This window comes from Bacillus sp. N3378-2at (assembly GCF_033412715.1).
Classification (GTDB): Bacteria; Bacillota; Bacilli; order Bacillales; family Bacillaceae; genus Bacillus; species Bacillus subtilis.
Genome location: NZ_CP117986.1, coordinates 1,866,475 through 1,883,336 on the forward strand (window position 1 = coordinate 1,866,475; position 16,862 = coordinate 1,883,336).

General features: G+C 46.4%; 14 protein-coding genes and 2 pseudogenes. 5 read left to right on the top strand and 11 right to left on the bottom strand.

The genetic code is table 11. The features are described from left to right. Positions 1-124 precede the first annotated feature (124 nt). Entirely contained in the window at positions 125-607 is a 483-nt protein-coding gene (locus PUN35_RS10290; protein WP_003233577.1) for a MarR family transcriptional regulator, read from the top strand. Positions 608-718: 111 nt separating this feature from the next. Beyond that, positions 719-2,275: pseudogene (locus tag PUN35_RS10295) on the top strand (MFS transporter). Here PUN35_RS10295 and bstA read toward each other — a convergent pair. Next, positions 2,272-2,808, bottom strand: coding sequence for a bacillithiol transferase BstA (bstA, locus tag PUN35_RS10300; protein WP_014479208.1), 537 nt, complete (start codon positions 2,806-2,808; stop codon positions 2,272-2,274). The pseudogene PUN35_RS10295 and the gene bstA sit on opposite strands and share 4 nt — an antisense overlap. Positions 2,809-2,930: 122 nt before the next feature. On the opposite strand from bstA, the gene PUN35_RS10305 reads away from it, so the two are divergent. Beyond that, positions 2,931-4,184 (top strand): MFS transporter, encoded by a 1,254-nt coding sequence (locus PUN35_RS10305; protein WP_014479207.1) that lies wholly within the window; start codon positions 2,931-2,933, stop codon positions 4,182-4,184. Beyond that, on the top strand, positions 4,150-4,767 hold the full coding sequence (locus PUN35_RS10310; protein ID WP_014479206.1) for a TetR/AcrR family transcriptional regulator: 618 nt from the start codon (positions 4,150-4,152) through the stop codon (positions 4,765-4,767). The genes PUN35_RS10305 and PUN35_RS10310 overlap by 35 nt, the downstream gene beginning before the upstream one ends. A 35-nt stretch (positions 4,768-4,802) precedes the next feature. On the opposite strand, the gene PUN35_RS10315 is transcribed toward PUN35_RS10310, so the two are convergent. After that, complete coding sequence (locus PUN35_RS10315; protein WP_014479205.1) at positions 4,803-5,891, bottom strand: acyltransferase family protein; 1,089 nt, start codon at positions 5,889-5,891, stop codon at positions 4,803-4,805. A gap of 188 nt (positions 5,892-6,079) precedes the next feature. Beyond that, positions 6,080-6,712, bottom strand: a complete 633-nt coding sequence (estB, locus tag PUN35_RS10320; protein WP_014479204.1) for an esterase EstB — start codon at positions 6,710-6,712, stop codon at positions 6,080-6,082. 292 nt (positions 6,713-7,004) lie between these two features. Here estB and padR point away from each other — a divergent pair, with 292 nt between their 5' ends. Continuing rightward, a complete protein-coding gene (gene padR / locus PUN35_RS10325; RefSeq protein WP_014479203.1) occupies positions 7,005-7,553 on the top strand; it encodes a transcriptional regulator PadR in 549 nt (182 codons plus the stop codon). 72 nt (positions 7,554-7,625) lie between these two features. Here the strand turns inward: padR and lnrN are convergent, their stop codons facing one another. The 8 genes and pseudogenes from lnrN to PUN35_RS10365 all read right to left on the bottom strand — a co-directional run bounded on the left by lnrN (position 7,626) and on the right by PUN35_RS10365 (position 16,724). Further along, positions 7,626-8,783, bottom strand: coding sequence for a linearmycin resistance permease LnrN (gene lnrN, locus PUN35_RS10330; RefSeq protein ID WP_014479202.1), 1,158 nt, complete (start codon positions 8,781-8,783; stop codon positions 7,626-7,628). 13 nt (positions 8,784-8,796) lie between these two features. Then, complete coding sequence (gene lnrM / locus PUN35_RS10335) at positions 8,797-9,987, bottom strand: linearmycin resistance permease LnrM (RefSeq protein WP_014479201.1); 1,191 nt, start codon at positions 9,985-9,987, stop codon at positions 8,797-8,799. 11 nt (positions 9,988-9,998) lie between these two features. Further along, the gene (gene lnrL, locus PUN35_RS10340) at positions 9,999-10,934 is read right to left on the bottom strand and encodes a linearmycin resistance ATP-binding protein LnrL (RefSeq protein WP_014479200.1); all 936 of its coding nucleotides are present in this window, start codon (positions 10,932-10,934) and stop codon (positions 9,999-10,001) included. A gap of 147 nt (positions 10,935-11,081) precedes the next feature. After that, a complete protein-coding gene (gene lnrK / locus PUN35_RS10345; RefSeq protein ID WP_014479199.1) occupies positions 11,082-11,744 on the bottom strand; it encodes a two-component system response regulator LnrK in 663 nt (220 codons plus the stop codon). Then, entirely contained in the window at positions 11,741-12,943 is a 1,203-nt protein-coding gene (gene lnrJ, locus PUN35_RS10350; protein ID WP_033881373.1) for a two-component system sensor histidine kinase LnrJ, read from the bottom strand. The genes lnrK and lnrJ overlap by 4 nt, the downstream gene beginning before the upstream one ends. A 123-nt stretch (positions 12,944-13,066) precedes the next feature. Then, positions 13,067-14,298 (bottom strand): annotated as a pseudogene (locus PUN35_RS10355) (Gfo/Idh/MocA family protein). Between the two features lie 9 nt (positions 14,299-14,307). Continuing rightward, positions 14,308-15,249, bottom strand: a complete 942-nt coding sequence (locus tag PUN35_RS10360; protein WP_003244504.1) for a sugar phosphate isomerase/epimerase family protein — start codon at positions 15,247-15,249, stop codon at positions 14,308-14,310. 26 nt (positions 15,250-15,275) lie between these two features. Then, positions 15,276-16,724 carry a sugar porter family MFS transporter gene (locus PUN35_RS10365; protein WP_003244331.1) on the bottom strand — a complete coding sequence of 483 codons (1,449 nt, stop codon included), beginning with the start codon at positions 16,722-16,724 and terminating at the stop codon, positions 15,276-15,278. Positions 16,725-16,862 lie beyond the last annotated feature (138 nt).

Here is a 16,862-nt window from a genome sequence, read left to right on the forward strand (position 1 = left end):
CCAACTCATTATACACTACCGTTATTTTTCGGACAAAGTCCCGCATGCGGTTTCTGCTCACTTTCTTTCAGGAGTGAAAATCGAGTAATATGGTAAGAGGAGTGAATGATGAGGAAGTGATGAAATGGAATATAATTTACACGATACAACAGTATTAAACGAAAACATTCTTTCATCGGAGGAACGGGAAATATGGGTGCTCTATATGAAAGTCTTAACGTCCGCCGGCCTCGGTGATGTGTCCGAGTGGATGAAGCTGGATATGAGCATGCCGCAAATGAAAGTGCTGATGCTATTAAACAACCATGGAACATTGAAAGTGAGCGACATTGCTGAAAAAATGGGGGCTTCCCTGTCCAATACAACTGGGCTGCTTGACCGCCTTGAGAAATCAGGGTTTGTCAAACGCTCACATTCTGAAGAGGACCGCCGCTCTGTAGTTGTTCAGTTGACAGAAAATGCGAAAAAGATTTTCCGGGGTTTGTATGAAAAAGGCCACCTGAAATTGAAGCGTTCATTAGAGCTGCTGTCCCCTGAAGAAAAGCAGGCTGTTTCCGAAGGGCTGTCTATCCTTTCAAGAGCATTAGAAAAAGCGAAAAAAGAATAAATCTGTAAGTCTGTCATCCGCAAACTGCGGGAGCAGGCTTTTTTTATTTGGCATTTAGTTCATTTAAAATGAATAATATACTTCAAGTGAATAAAAAAGGGGTTGATGAATATGTCTGAAGCATTAACAGAGCAGAAAGGCCAAAAGTGGGCGATCAGCCTGTTTACGATTGGTGTATTTATGGCTGCGCTAGATAACGGAATTATTTCAGCTGCCTTAACAACGATAAACGAGTCGTTTGCCGTTTCTCCTTCCTGGGGATCATGGGGCATTACCCTTTATACGCTCGGTCTTAGCGTCAGTGTGCCAATCGTCGGAAAGCTTTCCGACCGCTACGGCAGAAAAAAACTCTTTCTCATTGAGGTTTGCCTGTTCGGACTTGGTTCTTTGCTTGTTGCTTTGAGCCAAAGCTTCCCGCTCTTTCTGATATCGCGGCTGATTCAGGCGCTTGGAGGCGGCGGGATTTTCATCATCGGCAGCTCTCACATTCTCGCGACCCTTCCAAAGGAAAAACAGGGGAAGGCACTTGGGCTGCTTGGCGCAATGAACGGGATGGCCGCTGTGCTCGGGCCAAATATCGGAAGCTTTCTGCTTGATTGGACCGGGTCTTGGCATTGGCTATTTTTGATTAATTTGCCGATTGCCGTGCTATTGGTTGTTTTCGGCTCATACTTTATCGCGGAAACAAAAGCACCTGAAGCTAAGCGCCTCGATGCGGCCGGAATCTTCCTTCTGTCCCTGTCGATTTTAGCCGTGATGTACGGCATGACGAACCTTGACGGGGTAAATCTCTTACACAGCTTGGGGAATCCGGAGGTTTATGGATGTATTATTTTTGGCATACTCTGTTTTGCAGCGCTTATCTCGTATGAAAAGAGAGTTGAAATGCGAGGAGGCGATCCCATTTTGGCGTATTCTCTGCTGCGAAACCATATGTTTCAGCGCACGCTTATCATCGGTTTGTTATCCGGGGGGCTCTTGGCGGCAGTCATTTTTATCCCGTCATATGTCGAGCAGTATTTGGGTGTCCCTGCCGCAAAAGCAGGCTATTGAATGACACCGCTTGCGTTGGCTTCCGGAATCGGCGCTTGGCTTGGCGGAGCGCTTACCGACAAAAAAGGTCCTGTAAAAACCGTTATTCTTTCGGGAATCATCTCATGTGCGGGGTTTGCTTTATTTCCGCTCTGGGTCACGGAAAAATGGGAGTTTGTGATCGCAAGTGTGGCAGCTGGGATCGGTTTTGGCTTTCTGTTAGGCGCTCCGCTGAACGTCCTTGTATCAGAAGCGGCAAAAACAAATAAGGGTACAGCTCTTGGCACGCTTTCATTAGTAAGGCAAATTGGACTGACCTTGGCGCCTACTCTTTATGCAGGTTTTATCACAGCCGGGTTTGACCAAATAGGTGATGAGATCAACAGCCGCTTATCGGACAGCGGATATTCAGAAAAGGCGATGCAGATGATTCCGGAGATCGACAGTTCTGATGTTTCTTCTTTACAAGAACAGATCGAACGCATTCCCGTTCCTGAAGTCAAAACCGCGATAAGCGACGCCATTCATGCGAGTGTCGCCAGCGGCTATGATCATTTATATGCAGCGGCTGCTGTGATCTCACTTCTGGTGATTGCTGCTATCAGTATTCCGGCTTTCCGCCGGCAAAAGCGTTAAGACCACCCCATCCGTCTAGAAAGCTCCGTAATATGAGCGATATGGTGATGTGAGTGCCAGACATACAGGCCGAGCGTGTTCTCCAGGGTAATGATCTCCTTTGTATCAGGGTGATAAAATCCGCGCTTAAATTGCTGATCCGTCAGAGTGCGGAGCAGAGCCGTCCATCTTCCGTGAAGCTCCTGCAAAAGCGAAAGCGAGCCGCTCGGATCTGCCGTTTTCGAGTCTTTTAGCTCCGACCATGCTTTTTCATCATACGGACGGATAGCCGGTGTCTCTTCCGTCAAGCTCAATTTAAAACGAATATAGCTGTTCATATGACTGTCAGCCAGATGATGAATAACTTGCCGAACGGTCCATCCACCGTCCCGGTACGGTGTGTCAAGCTGGCTGTCCGTCATGCCCTCTACAGCTTGCTTCAATTTTGCCGGCACTTCTTCAAGTACTTGAATCCATTTATCTTTTTGCTCCTTCGATATGGATTCCCTCGGCTTGTATTCTCCTATTGGGTAGCTTAGATTGACTGATGTCATGAATGTTCTCCCTTCTATTCACTCTTCTCCTTTATTTTACAAGAAAAAGATTGTATATTGTGTCTTTTTCCCATACAATAAAAACGACACTAGTGTCATTTTAATAATCAGGAGGATGAATCATGGAAAAACCGTTGTTTCGCAATCAAAAAGGACTGATGACACTGTTAGCCTCGCAAACCATTTCTTCACTTGGAGACTGGCTTCACATTTTGGCCGTGCTAACATTAGCCGCTTTTCAGCTTCATGCTTCTCCATTAGATATGTCGCTTTTAATGATGTCGTTTGCTTTGCCTGTCATTGTACTCGGACCTGTATCGGGTCTGCTTGCCGACCGTTTTGACAGAAAAACGATCATGTTTCTGTCTGAAATCGGACGTGCCCTCACCGTTATCAGCTGCGTTTATGTCAGTGAGCTTTGGCAGCTTTACGTATTGCTATGCCTTCAGAGCTGTTTTTCTTCACTTTTTTCACCTGCTAAAAACGGAAAGCTTAAGGAATTGGCTCCGGAAGCACACATTCAGCAGGCTGTTTCCGCCAGCAGCATCATTGATAACAGTGCAAAAATCTTCGGCCCTGCCCTTGGCGGCATGCTGATCGCTGCTGTCTCTATACATTCTGTTTTCTATATTAACGCCGGCGCCTTTCTTCTTTCCGCTGTCATTTTGTTTTTCCTCCCCAAAGATGCTTTTTTACAAAAAGCCAATACACCTCAAGAAAAAACATCAGCACTTGCTTCTATTAAAGAAGGCCTTCAGTATTTGAAACGGATGCCACTTCTTTTAATAGGCTTACTCACAGCTTGCGTCGTTCTCTTTGTTTTGCAGATTGGTGATTCCCAGGCTATCATTCTTATCCGTTCTTTTTCAGGCGCTCCGCCTGAGCTTGCAGGCTGGTGCATGGCCGTCAGCGGAGCCGGCATGCTCCTTACGGCGGCAATTGCCGGCAGACGGCGAATCACCTCTTATTTTCTTTATTTCTCAGCTGGGACCTTTCTGCTTGGACTAGCAACTGGAGGCGTGCCATTTCTGAGCGGAATGGGAATTGCCGGCATTGCTCTTTTTATTTTCGCTTTTTTCATCATGGGAGCGGCTTTTGGTCTGGTCCATATTCCATTTCAAATTCTCGTGCAAACAACAGTGCCGGTTGATTACAGCGGCAGGGTGTTTGGCGCCATTCAGAGCGCGACAACCCTCGCCTCCATCCTCGGCATGGCGGGCGGAGGCATGCTGGCGGAATGGATCGGTGTTTCACTTGCTTTTCTTGTCTGTGGCTGCTTGCTGATCTTGATTGGGTTGATTACACTTGTAGGTAAGAAAGTTTCAGAAAGCAGGCGATATCTTGTCACCAAAAGTAACAAAGGAGCACAAGGATAAACGGCAGACAAAGATTTTAGAGGCTGCCAAAACGGTTTTTAAACGTAAAGGATTCGAATTAACGACGATGAAGGACGTTGTAGAAGAGTCAGGTTTCAGCCGGGGCGGTGTCTATCTTTATTTTTCAAGCACTGAGGAGATGTTTCGCCGCATTATTGAAACAGGGCTGGATGAAGGACTCCGAAAGCTTGATAAATCAGCTGAACACCAAAGTGTTTGGTCCGCCATTTCAATCTATTTGGATGAACTGTCTGAGGGCCTGCGTGATGTAGCAGATACGCTGGCGCCGGTGCAATTTGAATATTTAGTGACAGCTTGGCGGAATGAGGAACGTAGGCAGTATTTGGAGAAAAGGTATGATCTTTTTGTGGAAAGATTTTCAAATCTATTGCAAAAAGGGATCGATCAGGGAGAGTTTCAGCCGCTTCAGCCTCTTGCGACTATCGCCAAGTTTTTCCTCAATATGAATGACGGCATCATTCAAAACGCCCTGTATTTCGATGAAGAAAAAGCTGATGTATCTGGACTTGCTGAGTCTGCAAAACTATATTTAAAAACAGTTCTGCAAGCGGATGAGAAGTAAAGAAACGCGGCAGGATCCCCCCTGCCGCTTGTTTTTCACCCTGCGTGATCACGCACTTCGACTGTTACCTTCTTCTGTTTTGGCTGATAAATTTTCCCCACAAATAAATACCCGTATTTGAATTTATTCAGTGCCCACGAGGTCAGAATCGGGCCGGCTGTACACACGGCAAACAGCAGGAGAACAGCCGGTACGGCAGGAATTTCGGGCATATTCAAAAGCAACACGTAGCCTATAATCATAAAATAGGCATGAAGCAGATAAATCGAAAAGGAATAGTTGCTGATAAACATCATGATTTTCGGCACATGCTTCATTTTGGAAAACAAGTGAAAACACAGGAAAATCATGCTTGTTGAATACAGCATGATATCAGGCCGCTTCGAGCTGATCATGCCGATTTCACCGACATAAGAAACAGTGACAACCAGCGCCCCAGAAGCAATTGCGGCGCCGTACACCACCCAGCGGTATTGGTTCAGCAGCGCTAAAAAACGCTTGTATTCTTTTCCGCAATAGTAGGCTAGACAAAAGTAGAAAAGCCAGCCTGCGAACGGAACCCAGAAGAACGGAAATGCCCCGCCCTCTTCAGAAGCAGGAGCCGGGCTGGCTGCGGAGAAATAGCCTAAATAAGCGGCTGTCACCACAAATGAGATAGACAGCACCCATTTCGGCGATGCTTTTTTCAAGTACTCATGAAACATCATATGCAGCATGTAAAATTGAAAGATGACGAGAATGAAGTATCCGATAAAGTTTCCTAAGAATACGTTCGCCAGATATTTTTGCACAAACGCGAGAAAGGTTACCTCTCCCCCCATCGCACTGGTCATCAGCAGCGCATCGATGGCCGCGATAAATAAAAAAGGAACAAAAATCACTTTTCCCCGCTTCTTTAAAAAACCGTCAGGCACCCCATCAGGATAAGAACGGGCCAGTAAAAATTCAGAGATGAAAATAAAAGCGGGCGTGCTGAACATCAGGAGTGTGCGGAAAGAATCAACAGTGTGAGAAATATCTGCAAGAGCTTCTGCCTGAAGCATCAGGACCATTGAAATGATATGGAGCAAGACGACACTTAAGCACGAAACGCAGCGGATCATAAAAATTTCTTTAATTTGCATAACAGCGCTCCTTTTATTTCAAATTGATAGAAATCGATGGTTGTACCTTAACATGTCCGCTCTATTTGAAAAAGTGCCTGATGTCATAAATTGACGTATGCATGATAGACTAAGGTCATAAGACCCTATGGCTTTCTCAGACGAAAAAACCCACTGTAACGGAGACAGCAGGTTGTTTTTTGAAGATATTAATTTGTATTGAGGCCTCCGCCATTCAGCCCTTCTTTGATATAGCCGTTCACTTGGCTATTAGAAAGCAAGCCAATATGACCGATGCCATAAAGCTGGATGTTTCGCGCTCCTTGTAACCGAGACAAGCTATTGATTACAATTTGATCATTGAGACTGTAAATAGATGTATAGAGGATCTTTTGATTAGGGTCTGTGCCCGGCAGCGCGGTTGATGACACTAAACCATTAGCCCCTCCAAGCGTTACGACATTTTGAATCTTATTGCCCCCGCCTAAATATTTAATATAGTACAGCGTATTGGCGCCTCCCATACTATGAGCCACAATATCTACTTTTTTTGCCCCCGTCTCTTTTAAAACACGGTCAACATATGAAGCAAGCTGCGGGCCGTTATTTAGGTTGTTTCCTGTTTTATCATAAAAATCAATTGCGTATAGTTTGTTGCTTTGCCAGCCTTGAGAAATTAAGTAGTTTTTAATAGCGAAAAAGTTGTATGATGCACCACTTATTCCATGAACAAGAACGACAGGATTATGTACGGCTTCAGCCTTTGCGCTTGACGGCTGAGCTGTTAAAACAGATAGAATCATTGATAAACAGATGACGGATGCAATAAATGCTTTTTTCATACTTTTCCTCCTTAAAATGTTTTGAACCACTAATTTCCTATTATACGTAAAAAATCAATATTGTTAATAATTTTTTTCGGAATAATCAATTAAATATATAGTCTTGATATGTTTAAGGGTTCCAATATGATTTTTTCTAGAACTCGTGACCTACCTGCCATCCTTATTTAACAAGCAGACCGGGTTGTGTTCCCTTTCTCCCTTTTCTATAATAAAGGGAATAGGCAGTTAGGATCACAGATGAGCACAGGCTCATCTTTTTTGTGAAACAGCCATAGACATGGAGGATTGCATGAGAGTATTAAAATACGCCATATTAGGGCTTTTGCGAAAAGGCGAATTGAGCGGATACGATATTACGAGTTATTTTAAAGAGGAGCTCGGCCAATTTTGGAGCGCCAAACACAGCCAGATTTATCCCGAGCTCAAAAAGCTGACGGATGAAGGGTTTATTACGTTCCGGACAACGATTCAAGGCACGAAGCTGGAGAAAAAGATGTACACCCTGACAGACAACGGAAAACAGGAGCTTCATGCCTGGCTGATCCGCCACCAGCCGATACCCGAGACGGTGAAGGATGAATTTATGCTGAAGGCTTATTTTATTTCTTCTCTATCGCGGCAGGAGGCTTCTGATTTATTTACAGACCAGCTTCAAAAACGCAAGGCTAAGCTGTCCGATCTGCAGGAAAGCTATGAAAAGCTTATGGCTTCAGCAAAGCCGATGTCGTTTTCTTCACCGGACTTCGGCCACTATCTTGTGCTGACGAAAGCGCTGGAGCGGGAGAAAAATTACGTTTCTTGGCTGGAATCAATTTTAGCTATGATAGATAAGGATTAACCGCAGTTCAGGCTACACCCATACGAATGTACCCACATGCAAAAAAACATCTGCCTAAACGGCAGATGTTTTTTAGGCTCGGAGCGCCTTAAGCCCCGCTGCGAAAGTGATTGCTGCAAAAGCAAGCAAGATGCCGCAGATTCCGAGAATATCTGTGACGCGGGCACCGTTAGCGATAATCTCCGTCAGCCCGCTCATCGCCCACTTTTGCGGAAGAAATTCAGCGATGGATTGCATAAATTTCGGTTCAATGTCGATCGGCCAATACATCCCGCTCACCATACATGTTGCGATGACGAACAAGTTGCCAAACGCGAGCTGCTGTTCTGGCGTTCTGACATTGGCCGCAATCATCAATCCAATGCCGACAACGGTCAATAGAAAAAGTGACACTAATACAATAACCGCAGCCGGATTCCCCCAGTTGATGCCAATCAGCCAATGGGTTGAAAGAAGCAATATGCCAAATTGAATCCAGCCAATGACAAAGAAGGACAGCACATACCCAGCACCGATTTCCACTCGGCTGACAGAGGCTGTAAGCAATCTGGACCAGACGCCGTTTTTTCTTGCTTCTAAAATGGTTCCAGCCGCTCCCATCATGGTCAGCATGACAAACAGGATGGAAAAGCCTGCTGCTCTGGAGGCTGTGTCACTCGCTTCCGCACCCTCTTTTTTATCGCTGAGCGTCTGTCGTTTTACAGCCGGAGCTGAATCTTCATGTTTTTTGGCGAAAACTGTTTTATACGCCGCCTTCCAGCTCTCTCCCGCTGTCTGAGCTGCCGTTTTCGCCGCGGTAACCTGAATATTGAGCGTTGCCAATGTGCTTTCTGCATATTGTTTGACCATCGGCGCTTCCGACAGCTCGGGGCCGTGACGGAAAATCAGCTCAGGATGTTTGCCTTTTTCCAGCTGTGTCTGGAACGAGCGGGAAATGACGATGATCCCGGCAATTTTCTTTTGTTTCAGCTTATCTGACGCTTTGTTTTCAGACATGCTTTCGAATGTATACATATTATCATGCGCCTTTAGCTGCCGAATATAGTGCTGTGAGAGAATCGTGTCGTCCTGATCAACGATTGCAAGCCGCACTTTATCATCATTGCCGCTGAGCATACTCCCAAATACAAAGGTAAGCAAAAGCGGGGCAGCAAACATGATCAAATAGTTCTGTGGCTTCTTAAAAATGAGAGAAAGCTCAATGCCGCAAATGGCTAGAATTTTTTTCACCTTTTGTACCTCCTTATCTTGTATGAAGCCGTCTGATACCAATTGCAAGTGAACAAAAGCCGATCGCCGCAAAAAGAAGCACAGGCTTTTGAAGGTCAGCCCAGCCTCCCCCTTCCATTAAAGAAAGAAAGCCGTCAAGCGCCCAGCGATTTGGCACCGCTTTGGATATAGACTGCAAGACGTCCGGAAATTGATACAGCGGCAGCATGGATCCGCCGAGAACCGCAAGCAATTGAATGCCGAAGCCGCCGATCGCATCCGCAGATTTCATATCGCTGAGGAAAGACGCAAGCAGCATTGAAATGCCAGATACAGCGGCGGCGTAAGAAAGCCCGAGTACACTCACAAACAGCAGATTACCGCCCCAGTCCACACCAAATACATTGATTGTGACGATCAGAAATATGAAAAATTGTATGATGGCAAACAGATACGTCCCAAGCCATTTTCCGAAGAGAATGACGGATTTTTGCGCAGGCGGCATCAGCATTCTGGCAAGCGTCTCCGTATCCTTTTCCTGTAAAAACGATTTCGCCCCGACTGTCATATGAAACAGCATAAACATGCAAAGCATTGCCGCCGAATAGTATTGAAAACTGGTAACGGCCTTGCTGCCGACAGATTTTTCTGCAATAGTCAGCTTGTCACCTGTTTCTTTTTCAAGCGCCTTTGCCAGCTTTTCTGCAAACTGTGCAGGGTCAAGTTTTCCTTGCTTTACAGCTTCTGTTTTACTGATGTAGTCCATTGAGGCTGACGCGGCTTCCTTTACCGCTTTATATTGCTCTATAAAAGAGCTTGCAGCTGTTTCGATGATGGAACTTTTCAATGTTTGATCAGGAGTGGCATAAACAACAGCTGAGGTTTTGCCGGCTTCCCAATGGTTCGGGATGACGATACCTACATCAATTTTCTTTTCATCAAGCAGTTTTTTCATCTTGTCCTCGCTGCCGGCTTTTGTGACCTTTATCGACTTCATTTTTTTGAGAACACCTTTTGTAAACATGTTCGCTGCATCTGACTGGTCTGATTGAATGTAGCCGACTTTGATGTCATCAATCCGGCTGCCTCCGTCAACAACTGATCCGAGCGCCGCGCCTAAAATACAGGTTAGGATCAGCGGCATTAGGATAAGCATCATAAACCCTTTTCTGTCCGTGATTCTGATTTTGACATCTTTCCATGCGATCCATATGCTTTTTTTCATTGCCGTCCCTCCTAATCCCGCAACGTGCGGCCTGTCAGATTCAGAAACAGGCGCTCCAGATTCGGTTCCTGCACCTGAAGAGACAGCAGGTTTATATGATGAGCAGCGGCTTCAGCAAGCAGACTCGTGACGACTTTCTCATGATGAGCCGCAGAAATGTCAATTTTGAGTTCTGACTCCTGGACTGTTACATCATTCACATGAGCCAGGGAACGGATCGCCAAAAGAAACGCTTCATCGATTCCGCTGACCGTGAGCTGAATGATGGTATCGCCCCCAAGGCGGCTGCACAAATCAGTTTTTGTGCCAATCGCAATCATTTCCCCCTGATCAATTATCCCGATCCTGTCGCATAAAAACTCAACCTCTTCCATGTAATGACTCGTATAGATCACCGTCATGCCCGTTTCGTTGAGCTTTTTGACCGTTTCTAAAATGTGATTTCTCGATTGAGGGTCAATACCGACAGTCGGTTCATCCATAATCAGCAGCTCGGGCTTATGCATTAAAGCCGCACCGATGTTGATTCTTCGTTTCATCCCCCCGGAGAACGTTTCAATCTTATCTTTAGCCCGCTCAGTCAGACCGACATATTCAAGGACCTCTGCCGATCTTTTTTTGGCCTCACCGTGCGTAAGTCCGTACATTTTCCCCCAAAACATAAGATTCTCATGAGCCGTCAGTGTCGGATATAATGCAATTTCCTGCGGAACAATGCCGATTTTTTGTTTCGCTTTGGCCGTTTCTTTTCCGATGACATAGCCGCCCACCGTGATGTTCCCGCTGTCATGCGGCACAAGGCCGGAAATCATCGAGATGGTTGTGGACTTCCCGGCACCGTTTGGCCCGAGCAGACCGAACGACTCCCCCTTTTGGAGGGAAAAAGAAATACCTTTCACGATTGTTTTTTTTCCATATGCCTTTTTGATGTTTTCTGCTTGCAGCACGTCGTCTCACTCCTTTTTTTGATCCATTGCCATTGATTGTAGAAGAAAGAAAGGCGTGCGGCATGTAGCGGCAGATAGAACATAGGGCATGAAAAAAAGGCCTGTAAAAGGCCTTTTCAGAGAAGCGTATATGCAAAACGGCATATGTCAAAAGACAGATACACCATATCTGACCGAGTAAATGGCGGCTTGGGTTCTGTCCCTGACAGCCAGCTTGCTGATAATATTTGAAACGTGGTTTTTGACTGTGCCTTCTGTAATGTAAAGCTTTTCGGCAATTTCTTTGTTATTCAGCCCGTACCCAAGCTCAGCCAGAACTTCGATTTCGCGCTCTGTCAGGTCGAGCAGCTCCTTAGGTTTTTCTATCTCATTTATTCCTTTCAGCTGTTTTTCACGCTTCCATTCATTCAGCATTTGGGCAGTCAATTCCGGCGGAAGCACCATTCCGCCAGAATGAACAGTCATCACCGCTTTTACAATCGTATCTGCCGACATATCCTTCAGCAGGTACCCGCTTGCTCCTTCTTCAAGCGCTTCAGCAATCAGCTCTGAATCCTTAAAGGTTGTCAGCATCAAAACCTTTACGCCGGGCAGCGAGCTTGTGATTAATTTTGTTCCCTCCACCCCGTTGGAAACCGGCATGCGGATGTCCATTAACACGATATCCGGCTCCAGCTCTTTCGCCTTTTCGAAGGCTTCCTGTCCGTTTCGCGCCGTTGCGATCACATCGAGCTCTTCTCGGAGCTGGAGCAGGGATGCCAGCCCTTCTCTGACGATATCCTGATCGTCGGTAATGATGATCTTAATCATGATAAACTCTCCTTTTGCTGCACGGGCCCGAAGCTCCATTTTTTATTGGCGAGTGAAAATTCTGCATTTACAGTAAATCCTTGATCCCGTTCGCTTTCAAAGCGGATCGTTCCGCCATGTTCCGCTGCCCGCTTTTTCATATTCAAGAGACCAAATCCAAGTGCTGCCTCGGGATTGCCTTTGCCGTCATCCTTAATGACAAGGCTGATGCTGTCCGTTGTGCAGGCAAGCTGTATCGAACAAGCTGCGGCGCCGCCGTGCCGTTTGGCATTGGTCAGTGCTTCCTGCACCGTTCTGATCAGGGTCGGATGGAGAGACAGCGGGATGATTGCAGGATCACCGTTGACCGCAAATTCTGTTGTGACTCCTGCATTTTTGCAAAAGTCCTCTGTCAGCTGTTTCAGCGATTCGATTAGCGAAGGATCGTTTTCAGTTTGCAGAGTGCGTACTGATAAGCGGACATCATCAAGCGCTTCACGGGCAAGTGTTTCACAGACACCTACTGTCTCATCCGCTTTTTTGCTGTCTCTTTTTTGCCATTCACGCAAAAGCTGCAGCTGGACGAGAAGGGCCGTCATTTTATGCCCCACTGTATCATGGATTTCCCGCGCCATTCTGTTCCGCTCGTAAATGGCAGTCAGCTCTTCAACCTGCTTCGCATATAAATGGAGCTCCTGATGTGCAGCAGACAGCGCCAGATGGGACTCCGTCAGTTCCTGAAACTGCTGTTTTGCCGTATCCTGCGCATCCAACAGCTTGCGGATTAATTTGCCGACGACTCCGCAAAAGACAACGAATGTCATGCTAGTCAAATGATCAATGACAAATTCATTGCCGAACATCGCATATGTACGGATGAGAACGATCAAAAATAAAATAGAGCAAAGACATAAGACAGACCATGCTGTTCTTTTAGGAAACCCCCGCAGAAAAAAGGCGACCGCAACCGGACAAAGCATAATAATGAACAAACCTGTGCCGGGAAAGATAAATCCGAACGAAAAGCCGATTGCAATATCAATCAGGCAGAACCAGATGGCATTTGTCTCTTTTGTCAGCAAAACATGATTGGCTGCATACATGGCAGCACCTGCTGCTATAAATACATATCCAAACCAGTTATCCTCTTTCACAATGGACAGATACATTAAACAGCTCACCATCAAGGTGAACATTCTCGTAAAAAAAAGAGCTTTCACGCTCATCACTCCCGATACCCAATTCCCTTCTTATCATACCTGCCTCAGGGCATTTTTGACAGGAGTTTCTGGAAAATAAAAACCGCATATGAACTTTATGTCATATGCGGCGCATTCCCTCATTTATTTAAATTCAACCCAAACTGACCCTTGGTTTGCCGAGCGCACGCAGTTCTCAATCCAGCGAATGCCCTCGATCCCTGCATCAATGTCAGGATAAACCAAGTTGTTCAAGATTTCTTCATCTTCACGGTTTTTGGCGTCTATCGCAATGGCAAATTTAAGATAAATATTGGCCCATGCTTCGGACAGCCCTTCGCTGTGTAAGGCGCCCAGTCGTTCATCGGCGTTGCAAACATCATCTAAATACGGCATGCCGCGAACGAGTGTCTGGCCCGGCTCTCCCTGCACTTCATACGTCAGTTCATTTGGCTTGCTGTCCCACCACTCAATGCTTGCCTTTGAGCCAACAATCCGGATTCTATGGCCATCCATACATCCGGCATTGATTGACGATGTCCACATCGTTCCGACCGCTCCATTTTCATAATGCATCAGCACATGGGCATTATCCTCTAGCGGTGCGCGGCTGCCGACGAAGCTCTGTCGGTCACACAGCAGCTCCTTAATTTTCATCTTTGGCATAATAAGCTGTGACATATAATACGTGTGGGTAGATAAATCGCCCAGCACAAAGCTTGGCCCGGCGATCGCAGGGTCGACACGCCATTTCTGTGCAGCGCTTATCTTTTCACCTTCATCTGTTGCACAAAAACCGTGTGTGTACTGCAAGTCAACCACGCGAATATCGCCGATCATTCCTTGTTCAATCATCGCACGCATTTGAAGAAGCATTTGATTGCCTGAAAAACCGTACGTCACGCCGACAATTTTCCCTTTTTTCTCTGCGAGCGCTTTGATTTCCTGCCCCTCTGCTGAAGTGAAGAACAGCGGTTTTTCACAGATGACATGCACTCCTGCTTCAAGCGCCGCCTTACAAATCTCATAATGAGTGCCGTTCGGAGTGGCAATCGATACTACCTCTATGCCATCCTGTCTTTTCGCTTCCTCGGCAAACATGGTTTGATAGTTGGGATAACAGCGTTCCGCATCCACTCCAAGGTTCACCCCGAAATCTTTTCCTCTTTCGGCATCGATATCAAAAGCGCCAGCAGTTACCCGAAATCTTTTCCTCTTTCGGCATCGATATCAAAAGCGCCAGCAGTTAATTGAAAAGCAGTATTGTCTCTCAGCGCTCCAATACGATGTTTATATCCAACCTGGCTGAGCCGCCCGCCGCCTACCATTGCCCAGCGAAGCGGCTTAGAGATGATTCTTTCTCCATTTAGCATCATGAAAACCTCCTATTGGCTGATGGTTTGTTTTAAAGCTTCTACAGAAGTACGGATGCCCGCTTCAGGTGACATCGTCAGATCCTCCATTTCTAAAGAAACCTCACCTTCATATCCCATCATTTTTACAACTGAAAAAAATTCCTTCCACCACTGTAAATCCTGTCCGCAGCCGACAGCTACGTAATTCCACGCCCGGTTTGCAGGATCTGTCACTTCTTTTGTTTCTAAAAGTCCGTTGACCGCCGATAAATATCTTTCAATTCTGACATCTTTCCCGTGGACATGGTGAATGGCTGAGCCGAGCTCCCTTGCTGCGATGATCGGGTCTGCGCCCATCCATAACAAATGGCTCGGGTCAAGATTCAAACCGACCATCGGGCCGACTGCATTTCTGAGCCGAAAGAGAGTCTCAGGATTATAGACTAATTGAGAGCTGAAGTTCTCAAGCGCTATTTTCCCCACGCCGCAGGCCTCCGCTTTTTTGACAAGCTTCTTCCAATATGGGATCGCAACGTCTTCCCATTGATAGTTGAGGATATCTTTTAAAACGGGAGGCCAGCTTACTGTGTATGTGATCCAGTTCGGCACTTTGTCGTCCGGGCCGCCGGCTGGCAAACCGCTCATCATGATCACTTTTTTGACGCCTAATAATCCAGCCAGCTCCATCGTTTTGTCAGTTATGTCTCTGTGCGATTTGCCCAATTCACCCGGATCTAAAGGGTTCCCCGAGCAGTTTAATGCGCAAAGTGTCATGTTCCGCTTTTCCAGCGCTTGTGAAAATTCTTTTCTTTTTTCGCTGCTTTGCAGCAATTCATCAAGATTCAAGTGAGGTGCCGGCGACCAGCCCCCGGTTGTCATTTCAAGTGTATCGATCCCAAGCTTTGCGGCAAAATTGAGCATGTCTTCAAAAGGCAAATGCCCTAGGCTGTCTGTTACATAAGATAGTTTCATTGATAGATTCCTCCTGGTATCTCAGGTTACGATAAGTGAGTTGTTTGATTTTGGATTTCCTGATCAGCGCGGCGGCCATACTGGCGAAAGGAATGCTCAAGCTGTTCAAGTGACCGCCCTTTTGTCTCAGGCACATATTTTTTCACAAATAGAATCGCTAGGATATTCATAGCGACAAAGATAAAAAATGTCGCCGACATCCCAATATGATTGAGCAAAATGGGAAAGGTGAATCCAATGAGAAAGTTAGCTGTCCACAAGCAGAAGGTGCTGATCCCCATGCCAAGCCCCCGCACATGCATAGGAAAGATTTCCGAGAGCATCAGCCACGTCACCGTAGAAATGGCAGTCTGCTGAAACGCAAGAAACAAAATGGTCAAACTCAGCACAACATACGGCAGGGCGGGTGTTCCTTCAAGGACAATGGATAAAATCCCGATCAGCAGAAGGGCTGTCATCGTGCCAATCTGTCCGATGATCAGCATGGGCCGGCGACGGACTTTGCCGAGAAGCCATATCCCAAAAATGACCGCAATAACTGAAATAACACCGTTTGCAATATTGCCGATTAATGCAGCTTCTGTTTGAAAACCGGCTTCTCTCAGAATTTCTGTCCCATAGTACATAATCGAATTGACACCGGTAATTTGCTGTACGATGGCGATTCCAATCCCAATGAATAGAATGCGCCTTATCCACGGCTCTTGAAAATCATGAAAGCCGGCCTTTTTTGCTGTGCCCTCAATCGCATGTTTGATTTCTTTTATTTCCTGCTGTGCCTGACTGTCTTCACGGATTTGCCGAAGCACCCGCAGGGCGTCACCCATTCTGCCTTTAGCTGCCAGCCAGCGCGGGCTTTCAGGCACGATGAGCATTCCGAACCATAACACAACAGCCGGAAGTGTCGCGATGACCAGCATATACCGCCATACATTTGCGCTCTCCCCCATTGTGCTGCCAATAATGGCGTTAAAGGTGTATGCCAGAAGCTGGCCAATTACGATCATCAGTTCATTTTGTGTCACGATTCGTCCCCTGCGTTCTGCCGGCGAAATTTCCGCTAAAAAGGTTGGAACCGTTACAGAAGCGCAGCCAACCGCCAGTCCAAGCAGAAAACGAAAGGCAATCATCACGGACGCGTTTGGTGAAAAGGTACAGCCAAGTGTGGCTGCGATGAAGAGTAAGGCTAAATAAAGGATCGTTTTTCGGCGGCCGTGCCGATCGGACAGACGTCCTCCAAACATCGCCCCGAAGGCTGCCCCGAGAAGCAGGGAACTCGCAACCAGTCCTTCTGTAACAGGTGTAAGATTCAGCTGACCTGCAGTTGCCATAAAAGGAAGTGCTCCATTAATGACACCCGTATCATAACCGAACAACAGGCCGCCGAATGTAGATACCAATGTAATCGTTCGTAAAAGCCCTTTATGAGCTAAGCTTTCTTTTCCTATTACAGCCTCTTTCTTTTTTGTACTCACGGCTTTCTTCCCCTTCTTTCAAGAATGGCAGAGCACCCGACACCAAGCATAAGCCAATGCATCCCTCCTTCAGCAATACCCCTTGTTGTAACCGCTTTCTAAAAAGATTATAAGACAACGAGATTTCTCGCGTCTTTA

What these genes read in the sequence shown, in the direction of transcription:
- PUN35_RS10315 (WP_014479205.1), bottom strand. Translation starts at nt 5,891, where the DNA reads ATGCAAATTAAAGAAATTTTTATGATCCGCTGCGTTTCGTGCTTAAGT.
- PUN35_RS10290 (WP_003233577.1), top strand. Translation starts at nt 125, where the DNA reads ATGGAATATAATTTACACGATACAACAGTATTAAACGAAAACATTCTT.
- lnrK (WP_014479199.1), bottom strand. Translation starts at nt 11,744, where the DNA reads ATGATTAAGATCATCATTACCGACGATCAGGATATCGTCAGAGAAGGG.
- padR (WP_014479203.1), top strand. Translation starts at nt 7,005, where the DNA reads ATGAGAGTATTAAAATACGCCATATTAGGGCTTTTGCGAAAAGGCGAA.
- estB (WP_014479204.1), bottom strand. Translation starts at nt 6,712, where the DNA reads ATGAAAAAAGCATTTATTGCATCCGTCATCTGTTTATCAATGATTCTA.
- bstA (WP_014479208.1), bottom strand. Translation starts at nt 2,808, where the DNA reads ATGACATCAGTCAATCTAAGCTACCCAATAGGAGAATACAAGCCGAGG.
- lnrM (WP_014479201.1), bottom strand. Translation starts at nt 9,987, where the DNA reads ATGAAAAAAAGCATATGGATCGCATGGAAAGATGTCAAAATCAGAATC.
- PUN35_RS10360 (WP_003244504.1), bottom strand. Translation starts at nt 15,249, where the DNA reads ATGAAACTATCTTATGTAACAGACAGCCTAGGGCATTTGCCTTTTGAA.
- PUN35_RS10305 (WP_014479207.1), top strand. Translation starts at nt 2,931, where the DNA reads ATGGAAAAACCGTTGTTTCGCAATCAAAAAGGACTGATGACACTGTTA.